The sequence below is a fragment of the Pseudomonas sp. LARHCG127 genome, assembly GCF_052871455.1.
In genome coordinates this window covers 466516-488891 of sequence record NZ_JBIXJT010000001.1, presented here as the reverse complement: position 1 = coordinate 488891, position 22376 = coordinate 466516, and the positions used below count along the sequence as shown (strand labels likewise).

The 22376-nt window shown below is 61.4% G+C and carries 19 protein-coding genes; 14 read left to right on the top strand and 5 right to left on the bottom strand.

Annotated features, from left to right (window positions below):
• Positions 1 to 106: 106 nt before the first annotated feature.
• Positions 107 to 1591: an NCS1 family nucleobase:cation symporter-1 gene (locus tag ACIPQ1_RS02240; RefSeq protein WP_446533499.1), complete on the bottom strand. Its 1485-nt coding sequence runs from the start codon at positions 1589 to 1591 to the stop codon at positions 107 to 109.
• Between the two features lie 608 nt (positions 1592 to 2199).
• Here ACIPQ1_RS02240 and hydA point away from each other — a divergent pair.
• The 3 genes from hydA (at position 2200) to preA (ending at position 6459) form a co-directional block, all read left to right on the top strand.
• Positions 2200 to 3639 (top strand): dihydropyrimidinase, encoded by a 1440-nt coding sequence (hydA, locus tag ACIPQ1_RS02235; protein ID WP_446533498.1) that lies wholly within the window; start codon positions 2200 to 2202, stop codon positions 3637 to 3639.
• A 177-nt stretch (positions 3640 to 3816) separates the two neighbouring features.
• Entirely contained in the window at positions 3817 to 5184 is a 1368-nt protein-coding gene (locus ACIPQ1_RS02230; protein WP_446533497.1) for an NAD(P)-dependent oxidoreductase, read from the top strand.
• Positions 5185 to 6459: an NAD-dependent dihydropyrimidine dehydrogenase subunit PreA gene (preA, locus tag ACIPQ1_RS02225; protein WP_446533496.1), complete on the top strand. Its 1275-nt coding sequence runs from the start codon at positions 5185 to 5187 to the stop codon at positions 6457 to 6459.
• A 144-nt stretch (positions 6460 to 6603) separates the two neighbouring features.
• Here the strand turns inward: preA and ACIPQ1_RS02220 are convergent, their stop codons facing one another.
• A complete protein-coding gene (locus ACIPQ1_RS02220; RefSeq protein ID WP_186729398.1) occupies positions 6604 to 7224 on the bottom strand; it encodes a TetR/AcrR family transcriptional regulator in 621 nt (206 codons plus the stop codon).
• 230 nt (positions 7225 to 7454) lie between these two features.
• Positions 7455 to 7799, bottom strand: coding sequence for a DUF6124 family protein (locus ACIPQ1_RS02215; RefSeq protein ID WP_411387211.1), 345 nt, complete (start codon positions 7797 to 7799; stop codon positions 7455 to 7457).
• 907 nt (positions 7800 to 8706) lie between these two features.
• Here ACIPQ1_RS02215 and ACIPQ1_RS02210 point away from each other — a divergent pair.
• From ACIPQ1_RS02210 to ACIPQ1_RS02180, 7 genes are all read left to right on the top strand, one after another.
• A complete protein-coding gene (locus ACIPQ1_RS02210; protein WP_411387493.1) occupies positions 8707 to 9894 on the top strand; it encodes an OprD family porin in 1188 nt (395 codons plus the stop codon).
• 170 nt (positions 9895 to 10064) lie between these two features.
• Positions 10065 to 10886, top strand: a complete 822-nt coding sequence (locus tag ACIPQ1_RS02205; RefSeq protein WP_411387210.1) for an NAD-dependent epimerase/dehydratase family protein — start codon at positions 10065 to 10067, stop codon at positions 10884 to 10886.
• 43 nt (positions 10887 to 10929) lie between these two features.
• Entirely contained in the window at positions 10930 to 11835 is a 906-nt protein-coding gene (locus tag ACIPQ1_RS02200) for an SMP-30/gluconolactonase/LRE family protein (RefSeq protein WP_446533495.1), read from the top strand.
• 56 nt (positions 11836 to 11891) lie between these two features.
• Positions 11892 to 12860, top strand: coding sequence for a TRAP transporter substrate-binding protein (locus ACIPQ1_RS02195; protein ID WP_411387208.1), 969 nt, complete (start codon positions 11892 to 11894; stop codon positions 12858 to 12860).
• A 76-nt stretch (positions 12861 to 12936) separates the two neighbouring features.
• Entirely contained in the window at positions 12937 to 13464 is a 528-nt protein-coding gene (locus ACIPQ1_RS02190) for a TRAP transporter small permease (RefSeq protein WP_186640446.1), read from the top strand.
• Entirely contained in the window at positions 13464 to 14744 is a 1281-nt protein-coding gene (locus ACIPQ1_RS02185; protein ID WP_411387207.1) for a TRAP transporter large permease, read from the top strand. Before ACIPQ1_RS02190 ends, ACIPQ1_RS02185 begins: the two co-directional genes overlap by 1 nt.
• A gap of 185 nt (positions 14745 to 14929) precedes the next feature.
• A complete protein-coding gene (locus ACIPQ1_RS02180) occupies positions 14930 to 15799 on the top strand; it encodes an aldose 1-epimerase (protein WP_446533494.1) in 870 nt (289 codons plus the stop codon).
• A gap of 176 nt (positions 15800 to 15975) precedes the next feature.
• Here ACIPQ1_RS02180 and ACIPQ1_RS02175 read toward each other — a convergent pair whose 3' ends face one another.
• Positions 15976 to 16776: a sulfite exporter TauE/SafE family protein gene (locus ACIPQ1_RS02175; protein WP_446533493.1), complete on the bottom strand. Its 801-nt coding sequence runs from the start codon at positions 16774 to 16776 to the stop codon at positions 15976 to 15978.
• Positions 16777 to 16914: 138 nt separating this feature from the next.
• Between ACIPQ1_RS02175 and ACIPQ1_RS02170 the strand changes: the two genes are divergently transcribed.
• A complete protein-coding gene (locus tag ACIPQ1_RS02170) occupies positions 16915 to 17778 on the top strand; it encodes an MBL fold metallo-hydrolase (protein WP_446533492.1) in 864 nt (287 codons plus the stop codon).
• Between the two features lie 349 nt (positions 17779 to 18127).
• Here the strand turns inward: ACIPQ1_RS02170 and bkdR are convergent, their stop codons facing one another.
• Positions 18128 to 18616: a Bkd operon transcriptional regulator BkdR gene (gene bkdR / locus ACIPQ1_RS02165; RefSeq protein WP_003202929.1), complete on the bottom strand. Its 489-nt coding sequence runs from the start codon at positions 18614 to 18616 to the stop codon at positions 18128 to 18130.
• Between the two features lie 194 nt (positions 18617 to 18810).
• On the opposite strand from bkdR, the gene ACIPQ1_RS02160 reads away from it, so the two are divergent.
• From ACIPQ1_RS02160 to ACIPQ1_RS02150, 3 genes are read left to right on the top strand one after another with little or no spacing between them, the layout of a single operon-like run.
• Complete coding sequence (locus ACIPQ1_RS02160) at positions 18811 to 20046, top strand: 3-methyl-2-oxobutanoate dehydrogenase (2-methylpropanoyl-transferring) subunit alpha (protein ID WP_030141238.1); 1236 nt, start codon at positions 18811 to 18813, stop codon at positions 20044 to 20046.
• Position 20047: 1 nt separating this feature from the next.
• On the top strand, positions 20048 to 21106 hold the full coding sequence (locus tag ACIPQ1_RS02155) for an alpha-ketoacid dehydrogenase subunit beta (protein WP_446533491.1): 1059 nt from the start codon (positions 20048 to 20050) through the stop codon (positions 21104 to 21106).
• A complete protein-coding gene (locus ACIPQ1_RS02150) occupies positions 21107 to 22375 on the top strand; it encodes a dihydrolipoamide acetyltransferase family protein (protein WP_446533490.1) in 1269 nt (422 codons plus the stop codon). It begins immediately after the preceding gene.
• Position 22376 lies beyond the last annotated feature (1 nt).

Genomic DNA, 22376 nt, shown 5'->3' with positions numbered 1-22376 from the left:
GGGGCCCCCCGGCCCCGCTGCTCCTCTCTCCATGCGCGCTTTCGTCCCCCCCCCCCCCCCCCCCCCCCCCCCCCCCCCCCGCTCCCACAGGCACCGCATTCATCTGCTATTGCAGAGGTGATTTGGCGACCGCCGGGCTGGCCCCTTGCATGCTGCACAACCCGTAATAAATCACCCCACCCAGCGCCGAGCCGGTGAACCAGCCATAGCTGTAGAACCAACTGAACGCATCGCTGCCCAGGGACAACAGCGTCAATACCACCGGCACGCCAAAGGCGATGAAGCCGTTCCAGTTCCAGGCCGGGTAAATGTCGTCGCGGTACAACCCGGCCAGGTCCAGTTGCTGTTTCTTGATCAGGAAATAATCCACCACCATGATCCCGGCAATCGGCCCCAGCAGGCTTGAATAACCCAGCAGCCAGTTGGAATAGACCGACTCGAGGCTGACCTCGGACACGATCAGGCCGAGTTTCTTCAACAACTCATGGGCCATCAGCGCCAGCCCTACCAATCCGGTGAGCATCACTGCCTTGGTGCGGCCGATCAGTTTCGGCGCCAGGTTCTGGAAATCGTTGGTGGGCGAGACAATGTTGGCGGCGGTGTTGGTCGAGAGCGTGGCGACGATGATCAGCACCATGGCCAGCGCCACCCACACCGGGCTCTGGATGTGCCCGATCAACGTCACCGGGTCGGAGACGGTTACCCCCACCAATTTCTCCGAGGCGGCGGTCATGACCACCCCGAGGGAGGCGAACAGGAACATGGTCAACGGCAGGCCGATGATCTGCCCGACGATCTGGTCTTTCTGGCTCTTGGCATATCGACTGAAGTCCGGAATGTTCAACGACAGGGTGGCCCAGAAGCCGACCATGGCCGTCAGCCCGGCAAGAAAATAGCTCGTCACCCCGGCACCTTCGGGACGCTTGGCCGGAACCGCCATCAGTTCAGTCAACGAGACATTGGGCAACGCCCACACCAACAGCCCCACCCCCACCAGTACCAGCAATGGCGCAGACAAGGTTTCCAGCCACTTGATCGACTCGGCACCGCGCAACACCACCCACAGGTTGATGACCCAGAACACCATGAAGCCGATCACTTCGCCGGTGCCGCCCAGGCTCTTCCAGCCTTCGAACACCGAGCCGAGAAACAAGTGGATCGCCAACCCGCCGAACATCGTCTGGATGCCGAACCAACCGCACGCCACCAGGGCGCGGATCAGGCACGGCACGTTGGAGCCAATGACGCCGAAGGACGAGCGCAACAGCACCGGGAACGGAATGCCGTACTTGGTCCCGGCGAAGGCGTTCAGGGTCAGGGGGATCAGCACAATGATGTTGGCGAACAGGATCGCCAGCAGCGCCTCGCCCACCGTCAAACCGAAATAGGCGGTGAGCACGCCGCCGAGGGTATAGGTCGGCACGCAGATCGCCATGCCCACCCACAGTGCGGTGATGTGCCATTTGTTCCAGGTTCGCTCGTGCACCTTGGTCGGCGCGATGTCGTGGTTATAACGGGGGCTGTCGAGGACGTCGCTGCCGGCTTCAAGCTCGAATAATCCGTCGCGCTCGGTCACTGTTGATCTGGTCATGTCCGCTCCACTGTTTTCATTATTTTTGCTCATCGACTGGCGATGGCCGGAGTACTTGCACGCGTGCTATCCACCACCCCGCCAGGCCACGACGGCACTCAATAACCGTGCCGAATAACGCGCCGAGCTGACCGGACGATCGATATAACCCTTTCAACCTTTTGATGTTTAACGTTTTAAAGCCAAGTGATTGCTTTGTTTCAGTCCCGGCTTTCCGACATTGAGGCTAGATGACCTTCACGCCCTGTCGAGCGGGAGATTCAAAGTGGTGCAGCCCGCAACAACGCGAGGTGTCTGGCCCGCACTTCCAACGCTTTCAAGCCGCTGATTTACCATGACAAATCTCGCTCAAATAACGATCCTGTCAAGTGCGTCAAAATGGTGAGCAGGCTCACCATTTTGGTGATTTTTTAAAATTAATCGTTAATTTTCAATAAGTTAATTAACGCATAAGCTTATAAAAAATAATCTTGCTCATTTCAATAACTCCAGCTAGCGTCTAATCCTGACAGTCGTGACAGGAATGTAAGCCGGCACGACTTTACCTACCGTGATGGATAAAACATAAAGAACCGACAACAGTCGGTCATGCCTGCGAGGAACTCGGAATGTCTCTGTTGATCCGTGGCGCCACCGTTATTACCCATGATGAAAGTTATCGCGCCGATGTGTTTTGCGCCGACGGCGTCATCCAGGCCATTGGTCATAACCTGGATGTTCCGGCGGCTGTCGAAGTGCTCGATGGCAGCGGTCAATACCTGATGCCCGGCGGCATCGATCCCCATACCCATATGCAGTTGCCGTTCATGGGCACGGTCGCCAGTGAAGACTTCTACAGCGGCACGGCGGCGGGCCTCGCCGGGGGCACCACCTCGATCATCGACTTCGTGATCCCCAACCCCCAGCAGTCACTGATGGAAGCCTTTCATCAATGGCGCGGCTGGGCCGAAAAAAGCGCCAGCGACTACGGCTTCCATGTGGCAATCACCTGGTGGAGCGAACAGGTCCGCGAAGAAATGGCCGAGCTGGTCAGCCACCACGGCGTGAACAGCTTCAAGCATTTCATGGCCTACAAGAACGCGATCATGGCCGCCGATGACACCTTGGTGGCGAGCTTCGAGCGTTGCCTGGAATTGGGCGCGGTGCCCACCGTGCACGCCGAGAACGGCGAACTGGTGTATCACCTGCAACGCAAGCTGCTGGCCCAAGGCATCACCGGCCCCGAAGCCCATCCGCTGTCACGGCCTTCGCAAGTGGAAGGCGAAGCCGCGAGCCGCGCCATCCGCATCGCCGAAACCCTGGGCACGCCGCTGTACCTGGTGCACGTGTCCACCCAGGAAGCCCTGGACGAAATCACCTACGCCCGCAGCAAGGGCCAGCCGGTCTACGGTGAAGTCCTGGCCGGGCACTTGCTGCTGGACGACAGCGTTTATCGCCACCCGGACTGGCAGACCGCCGCCGGCTACGTGATGAGTCCACCCTTCCGCCCACGGGGGCATCAGGAAGCACTCTGGCGTGGCCTGCAGTCCGGCAACCTGCACACCACCGCCACCGACCATTGCTGCTTCTGTGCCGAACAGAAAGCCGCTGGGCGTGACGACTTCAGCAAGATCCCCAACGGCACCGCCGGGATCGAAGACCGCATGGCGGTGCTCTGGGACGAGGGGGTCAACAGCGGCAAATTGTCGATGCAGGACTTCGTCGCCCTCACCTCCACCAACACCGCGAAAATCTTCAACATCTACCCACGCAAGGGCGCGATCCGCGTCGGTGCCGACGCGGACCTGGTGCTCTGGGATCCCCAGGGCAGCCGCACGATTTCCGCCAAGACCCACCACCAGCAAGTGGACTTCAACATCTTCGAAGGCAAGACCGTACGCGGCGTGCCCAGCCACACCATCAGCCAGGGTCGGCTGGTGTGGGCCGACGGCGACCTGCGGGCCGAACGCGGTGCCGGGCGCTACGTCGAACGGCCGGCGTATCCGGCGGTGTTCGATTTGCTGAGCAAGCGGGCTGAGTTGAACAAGCCGGTTGCCGTGGAGCGTTGAACCCAGGCCTGCAGCCTATCGCGAGCAAGCTCGCTCCCACAGGGGATCTGCTGTGAACGTGGATTTTGCATTCACCCAAAATCCAGTGTGGGAGCTCGCTCGCGATGAGGCCAGCCCAAACACCAAAAATACACTGCCCACCAGAGGCAGCACCTCAAACACCGTGAGGCCCATTCCATGATCCAGCCCTTGAGTCATCTCCCCCATTCCCAGGAAGACCCGGCCACCCTCGCCGCCCGCTTCAGCGACCTGGCGCCGCCCCTCAACGCGCGCCAGGCCCACCTGGAGGCGTCCCGCTGCCTGTATTGCTACGACGCACCTTGTGTGAACGCCTGTCCGAGCGAGATCGATATTCCTTCGTTCATTCGCAACATCCACCAAGACAACGTCCAAGGCGCGGCGCAGACAATTCTCTCGGCCAATATCCTTGGCGGCAGTTGCGCCCGGGTCTGCCCCACCGAGGTCCTGTGCCAGCAAGCCTGCGTGCGCAACAACGCCCATGAATGCGCCCCGGTATTGATCGGCTCGTTGCAACGCTACGCAGTGGACAACGCCCACTTCAGCGCGCACCCGTTCCAACGGGCCGCCGCCACCGGCAAGCGCATCGCCGTGGTTGGCGCCGGGCCCGCGGGGTTGTCGTGTGCGCACCGCAGTGCGATGCACGGCCATGACGTGGTGATTTTCGAAGCCCGCGACAAAGCCGGCGGCCTCAACGAATACGGGATCGCCAAGTACAAACTGGTGGACGATTACGCCCAACAGGAGCTGGACTTCCTGCTGGAGATTGGCGGCATCGAAATCCGCCACGGCCAGAAGCTCGGCGAGCACCTGAGCCTGAGCGACCTGCACCAGCAATTCGACGCGGTGTTCCTCGGCCTCGGCCTGGCCGCCAGCAAACAACTGGGCCTGAGCGACGAACAGGCACCGGGGCTTCTGGCCGCCACCGAGTACATTCGCGAACTGCGCCAAGCCGATGACCTCAGTCAGTTGCCCCTGGCCGACCGTTGCATCGTCCTCGGCGCCGGCAACACCGCCATCGACATGGCCGTGCAAATGGCTCGCCTCGGCGCCCGGGACGTCAACCTGGTCTACCGTCGTGGCCTTGAAGACATGGGCGCGACCTTGCATGAACAAGACATCGCCAAGGCCAACCAGGTGCGCCTGCTGACCTGGGCCCAACCGCAACAGGTGTTGCTCGATGACGCCGGGCAGGTGCGCGGCATGCGCTTTTCCCGTACCCACCTGGAAAACGGCCGACTGGTCATCGGCGCCGAGACCTTCGACCTGCCCGCCGACGCCATCTTCAAAGCCATCGGCCAGGCCTTCGACGACAACGCGCTGGTGGACCCGCTGGCTCGGGAACTCAAGCGCCAGGACGGGCGGATCCTGGTGGACGAACACCTGCGCACCAGCGTTCCCGGGGTCTACGCCGGCGGCGATTGCACCAGCCTCGACCAGGACCTCACCGTGCAGGCCGTGCAGCACGGCAAACTCGCCGCCGAGGCGATCAACGCTCAACTAATGCTTAACGTGGAGGCTGCGTAAATGGCCGATCTGTCGATTGTCTTCGCCGGCATCAAAGCCCCCAACCCGTTCTGGCTGGCCTCCGCGCCACCCACCGACAAGGCCTACAACGTCGTCCGCGCCTTCGAGGCCGGCTGGGGTGGCGTGGTCTGGAAAACCCTCGGTGAGGACCCGGCGGCGGTGAATGTGTCCTCGCGCTATTCGGCCCACTACGGCGCCAATCGCGAGGTCTTGGGCATCAACAACATCGAGCTGATCACCGACCGTTCCCTGGAGATCAACCTGCGGGAAATCACCCAGGTGAAAAAGGACTGGCCGGATCGGGCGTTGATCGTGTCGCTGATGGTGCCCTGCGTCGAAGAGTCCTGGAAGAACATCCTGCCCCTGGTGGAAGCCACCGGCGCCGACGGCATCGAGTTGAACTTCGGTTGCCCCCACGGCATGCCGGAACGGGGCATGGGCGCGGCGGTCGGCCAGGTGCCGGAGTACGTCGAGCAAGTGACCCGCTGGTGCAAGACTTATTGCTCGCTGCCAGTCATCGTCAAGCTCACACCGAACATCACCGACATCCGCGTCGCCGCCCGCGCGGCCCATCGCGGCGGGGCGGATGCGGTGTCGTTGATCAACACCATCAACTCCATCACCAGCGTCGACCTGGACCGCATGGTCGCCCTGCCCAGCGTCGGCAGCCAGAGCACCCACGGCGGTTACTGCGGCTCGGCGGTCAAGCCCATTGCGCTGAACATGGTCGCTGAAATTGCCCGCGACCCGCAGACCCACGGCCTGCCCATCTGCGGCATCGGCGGCATCGGCAGCTGGCGCGACGCTGCCGAATTCATTGCCCTGGGCAGCGGCGCGGTGCAGGTCTGCACGGCGGCGATGCTGCATGGTTTTCGCATCGTCGAAGAGATGAAGGACGGCCTGTCACGTTGGATGGACAGCCAGGGCCACGCCAACCTGCAAGCGTTCTCCGGCCGTGCGGTGGGCAACACCACCGACTGGAAGTACCTGGACATCAACTATCAGGTCATCGCCAAGATCGACCAGGAGGCGTGCATCGGTTGCGGGCGCTGCCACATTGCCTGCGAAGACACCTCGCACCAGGCCATCGCCAGCCTCAAGCAGGCGGACGGCACCCGTGTGTATGAGGTGATCGATGAGGAATGCGTGGGCTGCAACCTGTGCCAGATCACCTGCCCGGTGCAGGACTGCATCGAAATGGTGACGGTGGACACCGGCAAGCCGTTTTTGGATTGGAATCATGATCCGAGGAATCCCTATCATGTCACTGCTTGAAACTTGAGGTGCCTGGGCTGCCGTCATCGCGAGCAGGCTCGCTCCCACATTGGATTTGTGGTGAACACAAATTTTGTGTTCACCACCGATCCCCTGTGGGAGCGAGCCTGCTCGCGATAGGGCCATCAGCTTCACCACAAAAACTCAAGGCTCCAACCCAATCCCCCGCAATATCACACTGGTCACCGTCTGCACCGCCCGCTCGAACTGCATGTCCGACAGCGGCTGGTGATCATTGAGAATATTGATCTGATGATCGAAGTCGGCGTAGTGCTGGGTCGAGGCCCAGATCATGTAGAGCAGGCTTGAAGGCTCCACCGGCAGGATGCGTTTATCCTCCACCCACTGACGGATTTTCGCTTCCTTCATCTTGGCCCAATCATAGAGGCTGGCGTCCAGCGCTTCGCCCAGGGTCGGGGCGCCGTGGATGATTTCGTTGGCCCAGACTTTAGAGCCGTAGGGCCGGCTGCGGGAGTGGTTCATCTTGGCGCGGATGTAACTGCTGAGCACCACCCGCGGGTCGTCGAACATTTCGAAGCACAAGGCGTCCTGTTTCCAGACTTCCAGCAGGTCGAACAGCACGGCGCTGTACAGTTCGCTCTTGGTGCTGAAGTAGTAATGCAGGTTGGAACGCGGCAACTGCACTTCGGCGGCGATGTCGGCCATGGCGGTGCTGCCAAAACCTTTCTCGGCGAAGACCTTCTCGGCGGCCAACAGGATTTTCTCGACGTTACTGCGACGAATCTCGATCTTGTGATTGCCCATGAGGGCTCCCTGGCAACAGCGTTGGTCAAGACTAGCATTCACCCACTCTTGAAAACACCGATGCCGCTTGTGGGAAAGCTTTTGTGGCGAGGGAGCTTGCTCCCGCTCGGCTGCGCAGCAGTCGTAAAACCGGCTGGCGCGCTATCCCTGGAAAACCGCGTCAGTCCATTTTGGGGCTGCTGCGCAGCCCAGCGGGAGCAAGCTCCCTCGCCACAAAAGCGGGTTTTGCGTTATGTCGACTGGCGGGGTTCGACGTTATCCAGCGCGCGGTTCGCCAGCATTGCGCTCAGTTCGATCAGTTGCTGGATGCCCAGGGCAATGTGGCGCCTCGAGCCTTTCAGGTCGAAGGCCAGGTCATTGACCATGGCGTTGGCCGAGGCCAGGTTTTCGCTGAGGTTGGCGAGCAGGGTTTCGGTGTCGACGCCTTTGACCACGGTGAACAGTTGGCCGGGATCGGCCTCGGGTTTGCTGGGTTTGGGCTTGAGGTAGGAGTCGAGGATGCGGTCGGCGGCTTCGTCGAACGCTTTTGAGTTGGATGGATCTGTATCCGGTGGGTTGGGGGTTACTTTGAACATGGTTGAAGCTCCGATGCATTTAAAAGGGAGCCAACACCCTTTCGCTACCAAACGAATTAGGGTGGCGGCCATACGAAGGTTGGTAGACCGGGCATCGGAGCCGGCGCCTCCGAAGAGGCCCTGCGCATGGCCACCAAAAAGCGAAGTGCATGATCGCACTTGCAAGAGATGACGCTATGCACCGACACCAGGGCTACCAAACCCGATCGCTGATTCAATCAGCGACCCGGAAACGATAAAACCCTGGCCCAAGGCGCACAAGCCGGCGGATTCTGGCGCAGTTGTAGGCAACGGCGCAAGACAACGTAGCCCAATCCCGAACAATCCTACGTCTGGATAAACACAGGCCTGTTTGGACTGGAAACAGGGTTCACAACACACCTCTGTGGCGAGGGAGCTTGCTCCCGCTGGGTGGCGAAGCCGCCCCAAAAATTTCTGCGTTGAAACAAAAAACCGGGGCCTGCTTCGCAGTCCAGCGGGAGCAAGCTCCCTCGCCACAAGAGCCCGCTTCAGCCTTCCGGTCGCCTACATTCGACTAATGTCTTAGACCAGTCATCGCACAACCAAGCCCCCTCACCGCTATTCTCAAACCCCGTATCCACTCGGTGCCACCGCTTTCGTTCCTGGCCTGCGCCAGCGACAGCCATTGCACTGCCTCATTTTGAAGCACACCCCAGTTGGATAATTCCGATAATGGCCAGTTGACAACGAGCAGCCGCTTCCAAATAATCATCGCCATGTTGTACGACGACGTATGACAAATAAAAACAACAAAAAAGTAGGGAGCGCCATAGTGAGCACACGTGTCCGTTTTTCGCCCAACCATCGTCCAAACCGCCGTACCCTTCTGAGCTCCAGCCCCGCCCTGGTCCTGCTCGGTTGCAGCAGCCTTGCCGCATTTCTGCCGATGACCGCCAGCGCCGAAGGCTTCGTCGATGACGCCAAGGCCACGTTGAACCTGCGCAATTTCTACATCAACCGCAACTTCACCAACCCGAACAACGCCCAAGGCAAAGCCGAAGAATGGACCCAGAGCTTCATCCTCGACGCCAAGTCCGGTTTCACCCAAGGCACCGTCGGCTTCGGCGTGGATGTGCTGGGGATGTACTCGGTCAAGCTCGACGGCGGCCGTGGTACTGCGAACACGTCCTTGTTGCCGATTCATGACGACGGTCGCCCGGCTGACGACTACGGTCGCCTGGGCGTGGCTCTCAAGGCCAAGGTCTCGAAGACTGAGCTGAAGGTCGGCGAATGGATGCCGGTGCTGCCGATCCTGCGTTCCGACGACGGTCGTTCCCTGCCGCAAACCTTCCGCGGCGGCCAGGTGACCTCCACCGAAATCAACGGCCTGAGCCTCTACGGCGGCCAGTTCCGTGGCAACAGCCCGCGCAACGACGCGAGCATGGAAGACATGTCGATGAACGGCCGCGGCGCGTTCACCTCCGACCGTTTCAACTTCGGCGGCGGCGAATACGCCTTCAATGAAAAACGCACCCAGGTCGGCGTCTGGTACGCGGAACTGTCCGACATCTACCAACAGCAATATTTCAACCTGACCCACAGCCAGCCCATGGGCGACTGGACCCTGGGCGCCAACCTCGGTTACTTCACCGGCAAGGAAAACGGCAGCGCGTTGGCCGGCGACCTGGACAACAAAACCGCGTTCGCCATGCTCTCGGCCAAATACGGCGGCAACACTTTCTACGTCGGCCTGCAGAAAGTCGGCGGCGATGACGCCTGGATGCGCGTCAACGGCACCAGCGGCGGCACCCTGGCGAACGACAGCTACAACTCCAGCTACGACAACGCCAAGGAAAAATCCTGGCAAGTGCGTCACGACTTCAACTTCGCCGCTGTCGGCGTGCCGGGCCTGACCCTGATGAACCGCTACATCAGCGGCGACAACGTGCACACCGCCACCGTCGACGACGGCAAGGAATGGGGCCGCGAAAGTGAACTGGCCTACACCGTACAGAGCGGTGTACTGAAAAGCCTGAATGTGAAGTGGCGTAACTCGTCGCTTCGTCGTGACTTCAGCACCAACGAATTCGATGAAAACCGAATCATCTTCAACTACCCGATTTCGCTGCTGTAACACAGGATATTGCCATGGGCGCATCCCATGGCTATCTGCGGCAGGGACGCCGATCCAGAGCGGTTCGTCGATCAAACGTTGACAAGGTAGCGGAAGGATAAGGATATTTCCTCTCGGTCGTACGACAACTTATAACAACTGTACCTCTCATTGTTTGCTCAGGTAATGCCATGACCACGACACAGATTCGCCACCCCTTCAATCGCCTGCTCTTGACCGGCGCCGCCGGCGGCCTTGGCAAAGTCTTGCGCGAACGCCTCAAGCCTTACGCCCGCCACATTCGCCTGTCGGACATCGCCAACATGGCCCCGGCCATCGACGAAAGCGAAGAAGTGGTGCCCTGCGACCTGTCGGATAAACAGGCCGTGCACCAGTTGGTGGAAGGCGTCGACGCCATCCTGCATTTCGGTGGTGTCTCGGTGGAGCGCCCGTTCGAAGAGATCCTTGGCGCCAACATCAGTGGCGTGTTCCACATTTATGAAGCGGCGCGCAAGCACGGCGTCAAGCGGGTGATTTTCGCCAGCTCCAACCACGTCATCGGCTTCTACAAGCAGGACGAGGCCCTCGACGCCCATTGCCTTCGCCGTCCGGATGGCTACTACGGCCTGTCCAAGTCCTACGGCGAAGACATGGCCAGTTTCTATTTCGATCGCTACGGCATCGAGACCGTGAGCATCCGCATCGGCTCGTCGTTCCCGGAGCCGCAGAACCGCCGGATGATGAGCACCTGGCTGAGCTTCGACGACCTCACCCAACTGATCGAATGCTCGCTCTACACGCCGAAGGTCGGCCACACCGTGGTCTACGGCGTGTCCGCCAACCGCGATGTCTGGTGGGACAACAGCCACGCCGCGCACCTGGGCTACCAGCCCAAGGACACTTCCGAAATTTTCCGCGACAAGGTCGAAGCGCAGCCGATGCCGGCCGCCGATGATCCGGCCAGGATCTACCAGGGTGGCGCCTTTGTCGCAGCCGGCCCGTTCGACGACTGATTCGCCTGTTGTTCATGGGATACGAACGAACCAAGGAATCACCATGCAAGCCGAATTGATTGTCGATGCACGCAATGCTGTCGGGGAAAGCCCGGTGTGGGTCCCCGAGGAAAACTCGCTGTACTGGGTGAACATCCCCAACGGCGGCCTGCAACGCTGGAACGCCAGCACTGGAAAAATCCAAGGCTGGGAAGCCCCCGAGATGCTCGCCTGTATTGCCCGCCACCAGGACGGTGGCTGGATCGCGGGTATGGAAAGCGGTTTCTTTCGCCTGCACCCCCATGACGACGGCAGCCTGGACAGCGAACTCTGTGCAAGCGTCGAACACAGCCGCACCGACATGCGCCTCAACGATGGCCGTTGCGACCGCCAGGGCCGTTTCTGGGCCGGCAGCATGGTACTGAACATGGGCGCCAACGCCGATGAAGGCCGGATGTACCGTTATGACGCCGGGCAACGCAGCCCGGTGGAGGCGCAACTGAGCGGGTTCATCGTGCCCAACGGGCTAGGTTTCAGCCCCGACGGCCGGACGATGTACCTCTCCGATTCCCACCCGCTGGTGCAGCAGATCTGGGCCTTCGACTACGACATCGACAGCGGCACCCCGTCCAACCGGCGGCTGTTCGTTGACATGATGCCCCTGGCCGGTCGCCCGGATGGCGCTGCGGTGGACGCCGACGGTTGCTACTGGATCTGCGCCAACGACGCCGGGCTGATTCACCGTTTCACCCCGGACGGACGTCTCGACCGTTCGCTGGAAGTGCCGGTGAAAAAACCGACCATGTGCGCCTTTGGCGGCAGCCAGCTGGACACCCTCTTCGTCACCTCGATCCGTCCGGGCGACGACAACGATCCGCAGTCCCTGGCCGGTGGCGTGTTCGCCCTCAACCCCGGCGTCAAGGGCCTGGCTGAACCTGCTTTCGGAGGACGGAAACACTCCGCGAATTGATCTGCTTTGCCGCTTCACATCGATAGACATAAAAACAACAACACTGGAGATTGACCATGAATTTCAAACGCACACTTCTGATCGCGGCCTTGCCCCTGGCCTTCCTGGCCCAGGCGGCAAATGCCCTCACCCTCAAGATCGCCGACATTCATCCCGCCGGCTACCCGACCGTGGTTGCCGAGCAATCCATGGGCGAAGCCTTGGAAAAGGCGAGCAACGGCGAATTGAAGTTCAAGTATTTCCCGGGTGGCGTACTGGGCTCTGAAAAAGAAGTCATCGAGCAGATGCAAGCCGGCGCGATCCAGATGTCCCGCGTCAGCCTGGGCATCGTCGGCCCTGTGGTGCCGGACGTGAACGTCTTCAACATGCCGTTCATCTTCCGCGACCAGGCCCACATGCGCGCCGTCATCGACGGTGAAGTCGGCGATGCAATCCTCGACCGCATCACCAACTCCGAGTTCGGCCTGGTAGCCCTGGCCTGGATGGATGGCGGCACGCGCAACCTCTACACCAAGAAGCCGGTGCGCAAGATCGAAGACCTCAAGGGCATGAAGATTCGCGTCCAAGGCAACCCGATGTTCATCGAGACTTTCAACGCCATGGGCGCCAACGGCATCGCCATGGACACCGGCGAGATCTTCAGCGCCTTGCAGACCGGCGTGATCGATGGCGCGGAAAACAACCCGCCGACCATGCTCGAGCACAACCACTTCCAGAACGCCAAGTTCTACAGCCTGACCGGCCACCTGATCCTGCCTGAGCCAATCGTGATGTCGAAAATCACCTGGAACAAGCTCACCCCAGAGCAGCAGGACATGGTGAAAAAAGCCGCCAAGGCTGCCCAGGCTGAAGAGCGCGTGCTGTGGGACAAGAAGTCCGCCGCCAGTGAAGAAAAACTCAAGGCCGCCGGCGTCGAGTTCATCACCGTCGACAAGAAACCCTTCTATGACGCCACTGCGCCGATCCGGGCCAAATACGGTGCGCCGTACGCCGACCTGATCAAGCGTATCGAAGCCGTTAAGTAAGGTCTCTCAAACTGTACTCATGAAAAGGCTGGGCGCGCCTGCGGTTAAAAGGCGCGCCCGGTTACGGTGGAACCCGATGAAGAATTTGCTGCTGCGTATCAACGACACGATTTACATGACTTGCATCTGGGTGGCCGGCCTTTCTGTCCTCGCCGTTGCGCTGATGATTCCGTGGGGGGTGTTCGCCCGCTACGTACTCGGTACTGGCTCAAGTTGGCCGGAGCCCACCGCCATCTTGCTGATGATCGTATTTACCTTCATCGGTGCCGCTGCCAGCTACCGCTCCGGCTCGCACATGGCCGTGGACATGGTCACCAGCCGCATGCCCCCGCACTGGCAAACCTTGGCTTCGGTTTTCACCCAGCTATTGATGGCGGCGGTGTGCATTTTCATGACCGTCTGGGGCACCAAGCTGTGCATGACCACCTGGAATCAATTCATGAGCGCCATCCCCACCCTGCGCGTCGGCATTACCTACATGCCGATCCCGATCGGTGGTTTCCTGACGTTGATTTTTGTCCTGGAAAAACTCTTGCTGGGTGATCAAAGCAAGCGTCGGGTCGTGCAGTTCGACCTGGTTGAAGAAAACGAAGGTGCCGCTTAATGGACGCTCTGATTCTGCTGGGCAGTTTTTTGCTGTTGATCCTGATCGGCATGCCGGTCGCCTATGCGTTGGGCGCTGCCGCCCTGATCGGGGCGTGGTGGATCGATATTCCGTTCCAGGCCATGATGATCCAGGTAACGGGCGGGGTGAACAAATTCTCGCTGCTGGCCATTCCCTTTTTCGTCCTGGCCGGTGCGATCATGGCCGAAGGCGGCATGTCCCGCCGCTTGGTGGCCTTCGCCAGTGTGCTGGTAGGCTTCGTGCGCGGTGGCCTGTCCCTGGTCAACCTCGTGGCCTCGAGTTTCTTTGGCGCGATCTCCGGTTCCTCGGTGGCCGATACCGCCTCGGTCGGCTCCGTGCTGATCCCGGAAATGACACGCCGGGGCTACCCGCGTGAATACGCCACCGCCGTCACCGTCAGTGGTTCGGTACAAGCGCTGCTGACACCGCCAAGCCATAACGCGGTGCTGTATTCGCTCGCCGCCGGCGGCACCGTCTCCATCGGTTCGCTGTTCATGGCCGGCATCGTCCCCGGCATCATGATGAACCTCTGCCTGATGGCGCTGTGCCTGGTTTTCGCGAAAAAGCGCAATTACCCCAAGGGCGAAGTCATTCCGCTCAAACAAGCGCTGAAGATCTGCAAGGAAGCCATGTGGGGCATGATGACCCTGTTCATCATCCTTGGCGGCATTCTCTCGGGTGTGTTCACCGCCACCGAATCGGCCGCTATCGCCGTGGTGTGGGCGTTCTTCGTGACCATGTGCATCTATCGCGACTACAAGTGGAGCGAGTTGCCGAAACTGATGCACCGTACGGTACGCACCATCTCCATCGTGATGATCCTGATCGGCTTCGCCGCCAGCTTCGGCTACATCATGACGCTGATGGAAATCCCGGCGAAGATCACCACCGCGTTCCTGACCCTGTCGGACAACCGCTACGTGATCCTGATGTGCATCAACGTGATGTTGCTGCTGTTGGGGACCGTGATGGACATGGCGCCGCTGATCCTGATCCTGACGCCGATCCTGATGCCAGTGATCGTCGGCATCGGCGTGGACCCGGTGCAGTTCGGCATGATCATGCTGGTGAACCTGGGTATCGGCCTGATCACGCCACCGGTGGGCGCAGTGTTGTTCGTCGGTTCCGCCATCGGCAAGGTCAGCATCGAAAGCACGGTCAAGGCCCTGCTGCCGTTCTACGCCATGCTGTTCGTGGTGTTGATGCTGGTGACCTACGTGCCTGCCATTTCGCTGTGGTTGCCGCATTTGGTGTTGTAACAGAAAACAATAGGTCCCCTTGTGGCGAGGGGATTTATCCCCGCTGGGCTGCGCAGCGGCCCTTAAGGTCTGGATCTCGGTACATCAGACAGATCGAGATTGCTGGTTTTGGGGCTGCTTTGCAGCCCGGCGGGGATAAATCCCCTCGCCACAACAGCTCTTTCACCTTGTTAAACAAGGCCACCATGACGCAGCCCCTTCTCTACCTCGAAGACGAACTGACCCGCCTGACCCTGGCCCCGCACCTGGGCGCCAGCCTCGTTGAATGGACATTGCGCAGCACCGGCGCTCCCCTGCTACGCCCGCCCGCGCCGCACGCACTGGAAAACGGCATGCCAGGCAAACTCGGCTGCTTCCCGTTGATCCCGTGGTCGAACCGGATCGCCCAAGGCGGTTTCGATTGCCCCGGCGGCTGGCTCGCCCTGGAAGCCAACAGCCCCAACGATCCGTTTCCGATCCATGGCAGTGCCTGGCAGCAACCGTGGCAAGTGACTGAGCACAGCGCCCAGGAAGCCTTGTTGCAACTCGACAGCCAAACCCCATTTGCCTATTGCGCCAGCCTGCGGATCCGCTTGAGTGGCGGCCAGTTGCAAATGGCGTTGCATGTGACACATATGGCCGAACAGGCCGCCTGGCACGGGCTGGGTTTGCATCCGTATTTCCCGCGCACAACCGGTACTCGCCTGCAAACCGGTGCCAGCGAAGTGTGGATGTGCGACGCCGCGAAACTGCCAACGGAACTGAGGGGCGTTCCCTCGGAGTGGGATTTCCAGCAGTCCCGGTTACTGCCGGACACCCTTGTCGACAACGGCTTCGGTGGCTGGGATGGGCAGTGCCTGATCCAACAACCGGACCTGGGTTATGAACTGGAATGCCGTGCCAGCGGCAGCGATTATTTCCTGCTGTACTGCCCAGTCGGTTTGGATTTCTTCTGCATCGAACCGGTCAGTCATCCGGTCAATGCCCATCACCTGCCAGGACGGCCAGGGTTGCGTTTGCTTGAGCAAGGGCAATCGGTGGCGTTGGGGTTTTCGATGCAGTGCCGAGCGTTGTAAACATCACGCGTTCCCCGTGGTCAGGCGGATCACATCGCCCCCTGTGGCGAGGGAGCTTGCTCCCGCTCGGCTGCGAAGCAGCCGCCGTGGGTCAAGACCGTATGGGCCTGCTTCGCAGTCCAACGGGAGCAAGCTCCCTCGCCACAAAGGCAATGTGCAATCCTGATTCGTCGTCGCTAAGCCCGCACCAGCATGAACACCGCCACCGTCAGGCACACCCCGGCAAACCCCACCTGCAACGCCCGGGCCGGGACCTGGGCCGACCATCGCCGCCCGAGCACCATCCCAGCAATACTCGCCGCAATGAACACCGCACCGACCCGGTCGATGCTCACGCCGGCATGAAACGCGCCCACCACGCCAATCAGCGAAATCAGGCTGATGACCATCAAGGACGTCGCGACGATCCCGCGCATCTGCACGTCAGTCAGTTGCTTGAACGCCGGCACGATCAGGAAGCCGCCGCCCACGCCCAGCAACCCCGAGACCATGCCTGTCACTGCCCCCAATGCCGACAGCGTAGCGGTGCAGCGGGCGGTCCAGGCCAGGCGCCCGGTCTGGCGGTCGAGCATGCAATTCTTCTGGCCCCAAATGGCGGCACCGTGATCGCTGGGCCCCGCTTGCGGCGTTTCCCGGCGCAACATGCGCGCCGCCACCAGCACCATCAACAGGCTGAACAGGATCATCAGGATTTTTTCCGAAAGCTGGTGGGCAAGGTAGATACCCAGCGGCGAGAACACCGCGCCCAGCAGCGCAATCAGCAATGCCGCTCGATAGCGCACCAGCCCATGGCGCAGCCCATCGATGGCCCCCACCGCCGCCGCGCTGCCCACCGCGAACAGCGCCACCGGCGCGGCCTGGGTCATGCTCCAACCCAGTCCCAACACCAATGCTGGCACCGCCAGGATGCCGCCGCCCGCGCCCGTCAGGCCAAGGACCAGGCCCATGACCACACCAAAAAAACTTGCCAGTAACATTCAGGTTCTCTCAAGCCGCGCACACCTGTTGGCAGGTGCGATCGCATTTGCAGGACGCCTTGGCCCTCACTAAGCTGCGGACCATAAGTTGTAAACCTCAAGCGTAGCAACCGCTTCTTCCCGCACAGGTCCGCTGTCATGCCCGCGCAGATCCAAAGTTTTCTCGACCCCGCCTCCAAGACCTTTACTTACGTCGTGTACGAACACGACGGCGGGCACTGCGCGGTGGTGGATCCGGTGCTGGACTATGACCCGGCTTCGGGCCGTAGCGGCACCGAACAGGCCAATCGGGTGATCGCGTTCGTGCGCGAACATCGGTTGACGGTGCAATGGCTGCTGGAAACCCACGCCCACGCCGATCACCTGTCCGCCGCGCCTTATCTGCGTCGGGAACTGGGCGGCAAGATTGCCATTGGCGAGTCCATCGGCCAGGTGCAGAACGTGTTCAAGGCCCTGTTCAACCTGGAGCCGCAATTCGCCGTCGACGGTTCGCAATTCGACCACCTGTTCGCGGCCGACGAATCCTTCCTGATCGGCAACCTCAAGGCCACCGCGCTGCATGTGCCCGGCCACACCCCGGCGGACATGGCCTACCTGATCGATGGCGACGTGATATTGGTGGGCGACACGCTGTTCATGCCCGACGTCGGCACCGCCCGTTGCGACTTTCCCGGTGGCAACGCCCATCAGCTTTACGCCTCGATCCGCAAGCTGCTGGCCTTCCCTGCGGGCGTGCGGCTGTATGTGTGTCATGACTATCCACCGGAGGAGCGCGAGCCCCAGTGCGTGAGTACCGTGGGTGAACAGCGCCAGCACAATATCCATGTCCGCGATGGGATCGATGAAGCCGCGTTCGTGGCCATGCGTACCCAGCGCGACAAGACGCTGGGCATGCCAACCCTGCTGCTGCCGGCGATCCAGGTGAATGTGCGCGCCGGACACCTGCCACCGGCCGAGGGCAATGGCGTGACTTATCTGAAGATTCCGATCAACCAGCTCTAGACGCTTGGGGCTGCTGCGCCCGAGGCGTCGGACCGGCCCAGCGGGAGCCAGCTCCCTCGCCACGGCGGTGGGTCTGCTTGTGCTGATGTTGGAGGTGATGGCCCCATCGCAGTTCAAGCTCGCTCCCACAGGGGATTGGCGGCGGTCTGAGTACCCGGCAACGCCACAATCCCCTGTGGGAGCTGAGCTTGCTCCCACAAGAATCGGCGGCGGTCGCAGTACCCGGCAACACCACAAATCCAATGTGGGAGCGAGCTTGCTCGCGATGGCGGTGGGTCAGGCAACAATGAGCCGTCAGAAATCCACAACTCCCCTGTAGGAGCTGCCGAAGGCTGCGATCCTTTGATGTTCAGGTACCCAAGGTCAACCCATTGGCCGGCAACGGTAGCGCGGTCTTGTAGCGCACCTGCTTGAGGGCAAAGCTGGAGCGGATGTTCGCCACGCCCGGGACCTTGGTCAAAAAGTCCATCATGAACCGCTCCAACGACTGGATCGTCGGCACCAGCACGCGAATCAGGTAATCCGGATCGCCGGCCATCAGGTAGCACTCCATCACCTCCGGCCGGTCGGAAATCGCTTCCTCAAAGTGCTGCAGCGCCTCTTCCACCTGTTTCTCCAGGCTCACATGGATAAACACGTTGACGTGCAACCCCAACAAGTCGGCATCCAGCAGCGTGACCTGCTCGCGGATCACCCCCAGTTCCTCCATGGCCCGCACGCGATTGAAGCACGGCGTGGGGGACAGGTTGACCGAGCGGGCGAGATCGGCGTTGGTGATGCGGGCGTTTTCCTGAAGGCTGTTCAGAATGCCGATGTCGGTGCGATCCAATTTACGCATGAGACAAATAGTCCTGTTTTTTATCGTTGTGCAGATTTTTTATCTGCAAATGATCTGAACAGCAAGCGAACAGAGAAAAATATTCTTCTTCGTCGAGCCTATGATTGTTGTAGGACAATTTCCCACCTACCCAGGGAAATTCGTCAGCTAGCGCGCCCACTACAAGAAATTCACAAGATCGAGCGTAGAAAGCCATGAACCCAGCGTATGAACCGCTACGCCTGCACGTTCCCGAACCCTCGGGCCGTCCCGGCTGCAAGACCGACTTCTCCTACCTGCATCTGTCCGATGCCGGCACGGTGCGCAAACCTCCCATCGACGTCGAACCCGCCGACACCGCCGACCTGGCCCGCAGCCTGATCCGCGTGCTCGATGACCAAGGCAATGCCCTGGGCGATTGGGCCGCGGACATCCCCGTCGAGATCCTGCGCAAAGGCATGCGTGCCATGCTCAAGACGCGCATCTACGACAACCGCATGGTGGTCGCCCAGCGCCAGAAAAAGATGTCGTTCTACATGCAGAGCCTTGGCGAAGAAGCCATCGGCAGCGCCCAGGCCCTGGCGTTGAACATCGACGACATGTGCTTCCCCACCTACCGCCAGCAAAGCATCCTGATGGCTCGCGAAGTGCCGCTGGTGGACCTGATCTGCCAACTGCTGTCCAACGAGCGCGATCCCCTCAAGGGCCGGCAGTTGCCGATCATGTACTCGGTCAAGGACGCCGGTTTCTTCACCATTTCCGGCAACCTCGCCACGCAATTCATCCAGGGCGTGGGCTGGGGCATGGCCTCGGCGATCAAGGGCGACACCAAGATCGCCTCGGCCTGGATCGGTGACGGCGCCACCGCCGAATCGGACTTCCACACCGCCCTCACCTTCGCCCACGTCTACCGCGCGCCGGTGATCCTCAACGTGGTCAACAACCAGTGGGCGATTTCCACCTTCCAGGCCATTGCCGGCGGTGAAGCCACCACTTTCGCCGGACGCGGCGTCGGTTGCGGCATCGCCTCCCTGCGTGTCGATGGCAACGATTTCATGGCGGTCTACGCCGCCTCGCGCTGGGCCGCCGAACGCGCCCGCCGCAACCTCGGCCCGGCGCTGATCGAATGGGTCACCTACCGCGCCGGCCCGCACTCCACCTCCGACGATCCCTCCAAGTACCGCCCCGCCGACGATTGGAGCCACTTCCCGCTGGGCGATCCGATTGCCCGCCTCAAGCAGCACATGGTGAAGATCGGCCAGTGGTCCGAAGAGGAACATGCCGCCGTCACCGCCGAGCTCGAAGCCGAAGTGATCGCCGCGCAGAAGGAAGCCGAGCAGTACGGCACCCTCGCCGGCGGGCAGATTCCAAGCGCCGCGACCATGTTCGAAGACGTCTACAAAGAGATGCCGGAGCACTTGAAGCGCCAGCGTCAGCAGTTGGGGATCTGACATGAACGATCACAACAACAATATTGCGTTGGACACCGCCATGACCACTACCACCATGACCATGATCCAGGCCCTGCGCTCGGCCATGGACGTGATGCTCGAGCGCGACGACAACGTCGTGGTGTTCGGCCAGGACGTCGGTTACTTCGGCGGCGTGTTCCGCTGCACCGAAGACCTGCAGAACAAGTACGGCACTTCGCGGGTATTCGACGCACCGATTTCCGAAAGCGGCATCGTCGGCGTGGCGGTGGGCATGGGCGCCTATGGGCTGCGGCCGGTGGCCGAAATCCAGTTTGCCGACTACGTCTACCCGGCGTCGGACCAGATCATTTCCGAAGCGGCGCGCCTGCGCTATCGCTCGGCCGGCGAATTCACCGCACCGATGACCCTGCGCATGCCTTGCGGCGGCGGCATCTATGGCGGCCAGACCCACAGCCAGAGCATCGAGGCGATGTTCACCCAGGTCTGCGGCCTGCGCACCGTGATGCCGTCCAACCCCTACGACGCCAAGGGCCTGTTGATCGCGTCCATCGAAAACGATGACCCGGTGATCTTCCTCGAACCCAAGCGCCTGTATAACGGCCCGTTCGACGGCCACCACGACCGTCCGGTAACACCATGGTCCAAGCATCCGCAGGCACAAGTGCCGGACGGTTACTACACCGTGCCGCTGGACGTCGCCGCCATCACCCGTCCGGGCAAGGACGTGACCATCCTCACCTACGGCACCACGGTCTACGTTTCCCAGGTCGCCGCCGAGGAGACCGGCATTGACGCCGAAGTCATCGACCTGCGCAGCCTCTGGCCGCTGGACCTGGAGACCATCGTCAAGTCGGTGAAGAAAACCGGCCGCTGCGTGGTGGTCCACGAAGCCACCCGCACCTGCGGTTTCGGCGCCGAGCTGGTGTCGTTGGTGCAAGAACATTGCTTCCACCACCTGGAAGCGCCCATCGAGCGTGTCACCGGTTGGGACACCCCCTACCCGCACGCGCAGGAATGGGCGTATTTCCCTGGGCCGTCCCGTGTGGGCGCGGCGTTGAAACGGGTCATGGAGGTCTGAATGGGCACGCACGTTATCAAGATGCCGGACATCGGCGAAGGCATCGCGGAAGTTGAACTGTCGGTGTGGCACGTCAAGGTCGGCGACATGGTGGTCGAAGACCAGGTGCTGGCCGATGTCATGACCGACAAGGCCATGGTCGACATCCCTTCGCCGGTGCATGGCCGCGTCATCGCCTTGGGTGGCGAGCCCGGTGAAGTCATGGCGGTGGGCAGCGAACTGATCCGCATTGAAGTCGAAGGTGCGGGTAACTTGAAAGAATCGGCGCAACCGGCTCCAGCAGCGGCGGCTGTACCGGCGCCAAAGCCAGCGCCAGTGGCCACGCCTGGACCGGTGTTGGAAAAAACCGCCGCGCCACGCTGCGCCACGCAAGCTCCGGTGGCCCGCGACCCTGAAGAGCGCCCATTGGCCTCGCCGGCCGTGCGCAAGCACGCGCTTGACCTCGGTATCCAGTTGCGCCTGGTCCAGGGCAGCGGCCCTGCCGGGCGAATCCTGCATGAAGACTTGGAAGCCTATCTGGCCCAGGGCTCATCGCCACAAGCCAAGGGCGGCTCGGGTTATGCCGAGCGCCATGACGAGCAGCAGATCCCGGTGATCGGCATGCGCCGCAAGATCGCCCAGCGCATGCAGGAAGCGACCCAACGGGCCGCGCACTTCAGCTACGTCGAGGAAATCGACGTCACCGCATTGGAAGAGCTGCGGGTTCACCTGAATGAAAAACACGGCGCCAGTCGCGGCAAGCTGACCTTGCTGCCGTTCCTGGTCCGCGCCCTGGTCGTGGCCCTGCGGGATTTTCCGCAGATGAACGCCCGCTACGACGACGAGGCCCAGGTCATCCATCGCTCCGGTGCGGTGCATGTCGGTGTTGCCACCCAGAGCGACGTCGGCCTGATGGTGCCGGTGGTGCGTCACGCCGAAGCTCGCAGCCTGTGGGACAGCGCGACGGAAATCTCGCGCCTGGCCACGGCCGCCCGCAATGGCAAGGCCAGTCGCGATGAACTGTCCGGCTCGACCATCACCCTGACCAGCCTTGGCGCGTTGGGCGGCATCGTCAGCACGCCGGTGCTGAACCTGCCGGAAGTGGCGATTGTCGGCGTGAACAAAATCGTCGAGCGCCCGATGGTGATCAAGGGCCAGATCGTGATCCGCAAGATGATGAACCTCTCCAGTTCCTTCGATCACCGGGTGGTGGACGGCATGGACGCGGCGCAATTCATCCAGGCCCTGCGTGGCTTGCTCGAACAACCTGCCACTTTATTTGTGGAGTAAG

What these genes read in the sequence shown, in the direction of transcription:
- ACIPQ1_RS02240 (WP_446533499.1), bottom strand. Translation starts at nt 1,591, where the DNA reads ATGACCAGATCAACAGTGACCGAGCGCGACGGATTATTCGAGCTTGAA.
- hydA (WP_446533498.1), top strand. Translation starts at nt 2,200, where the DNA reads ATGTCTCTGTTGATCCGTGGCGCCACCGTTATTACCCATGATGAAAGT.
- ACIPQ1_RS02230 (WP_446533497.1), top strand. Translation starts at nt 3,817, where the DNA reads ATGATCCAGCCCTTGAGTCATCTCCCCCATTCCCAGGAAGACCCGGCC.
- preA (WP_446533496.1), top strand. Translation starts at nt 5,185, where the DNA reads ATGGCCGATCTGTCGATTGTCTTCGCCGGCATCAAAGCCCCCAACCCG.
- ACIPQ1_RS02220 (WP_186729398.1), bottom strand. Translation starts at nt 7,224, where the DNA reads ATGGGCAATCACAAGATCGAGATTCGTCGCAGTAACGTCGAGAAAATC.
- ACIPQ1_RS02215 (WP_411387211.1), bottom strand. Translation starts at nt 7,799, where the DNA reads ATGTTCAAAGTAACCCCCAACCCACCGGATACAGATCCATCCAACTCA.
- ACIPQ1_RS02210 (WP_411387493.1), top strand. Translation starts at nt 8,707, where the DNA reads ATGACCGCCAGCGCCGAAGGCTTCGTCGATGACGCCAAGGCCACGTTG.
- ACIPQ1_RS02205 (WP_411387210.1), top strand. Translation starts at nt 10,065, where the DNA reads ATGACCACGACACAGATTCGCCACCCCTTCAATCGCCTGCTCTTGACC.
- ACIPQ1_RS02200 (WP_446533495.1), top strand. Translation starts at nt 10,930, where the DNA reads ATGCAAGCCGAATTGATTGTCGATGCACGCAATGCTGTCGGGGAAAGC.
- ACIPQ1_RS02195 (WP_411387208.1), top strand. Translation starts at nt 11,892, where the DNA reads ATGAATTTCAAACGCACACTTCTGATCGCGGCCTTGCCCCTGGCCTTC.
- ACIPQ1_RS02190 (WP_186640446.1), top strand. Translation starts at nt 12,937, where the DNA reads ATGAAGAATTTGCTGCTGCGTATCAACGACACGATTTACATGACTTGC.
- ACIPQ1_RS02185 (WP_411387207.1), top strand. Translation starts at nt 13,464, where the DNA reads ATGGACGCTCTGATTCTGCTGGGCAGTTTTTTGCTGTTGATCCTGATC.
- ACIPQ1_RS02180 (WP_446533494.1), top strand. Translation starts at nt 14,930, where the DNA reads ATGACGCAGCCCCTTCTCTACCTCGAAGACGAACTGACCCGCCTGACC.
- ACIPQ1_RS02175 (WP_446533493.1), bottom strand. Translation starts at nt 16,776, where the DNA reads ATGTTACTGGCAAGTTTTTTTGGTGTGGTCATGGGCCTGGTCCTTGGC.
- ACIPQ1_RS02170 (WP_446533492.1), top strand. Translation starts at nt 16,915, where the DNA reads ATGCCCGCGCAGATCCAAAGTTTTCTCGACCCCGCCTCCAAGACCTTT.
- bkdR (WP_003202929.1), bottom strand. Translation starts at nt 18,616, where the DNA reads ATGCGTAAATTGGATCGCACCGACATCGGCATTCTGAACAGCCTTCAG.
- ACIPQ1_RS02160 (WP_030141238.1), top strand. Translation starts at nt 18,811, where the DNA reads ATGAACCCAGCGTATGAACCGCTACGCCTGCACGTTCCCGAACCCTCG.
- ACIPQ1_RS02155 (WP_446533491.1), top strand. Translation starts at nt 20,048, where the DNA reads ATGAACGATCACAACAACAATATTGCGTTGGACACCGCCATGACCACT.
- ACIPQ1_RS02150 (WP_446533490.1), top strand. Translation starts at nt 21,107, where the DNA reads ATGGGCACGCACGTTATCAAGATGCCGGACATCGGCGAAGGCATCGCG.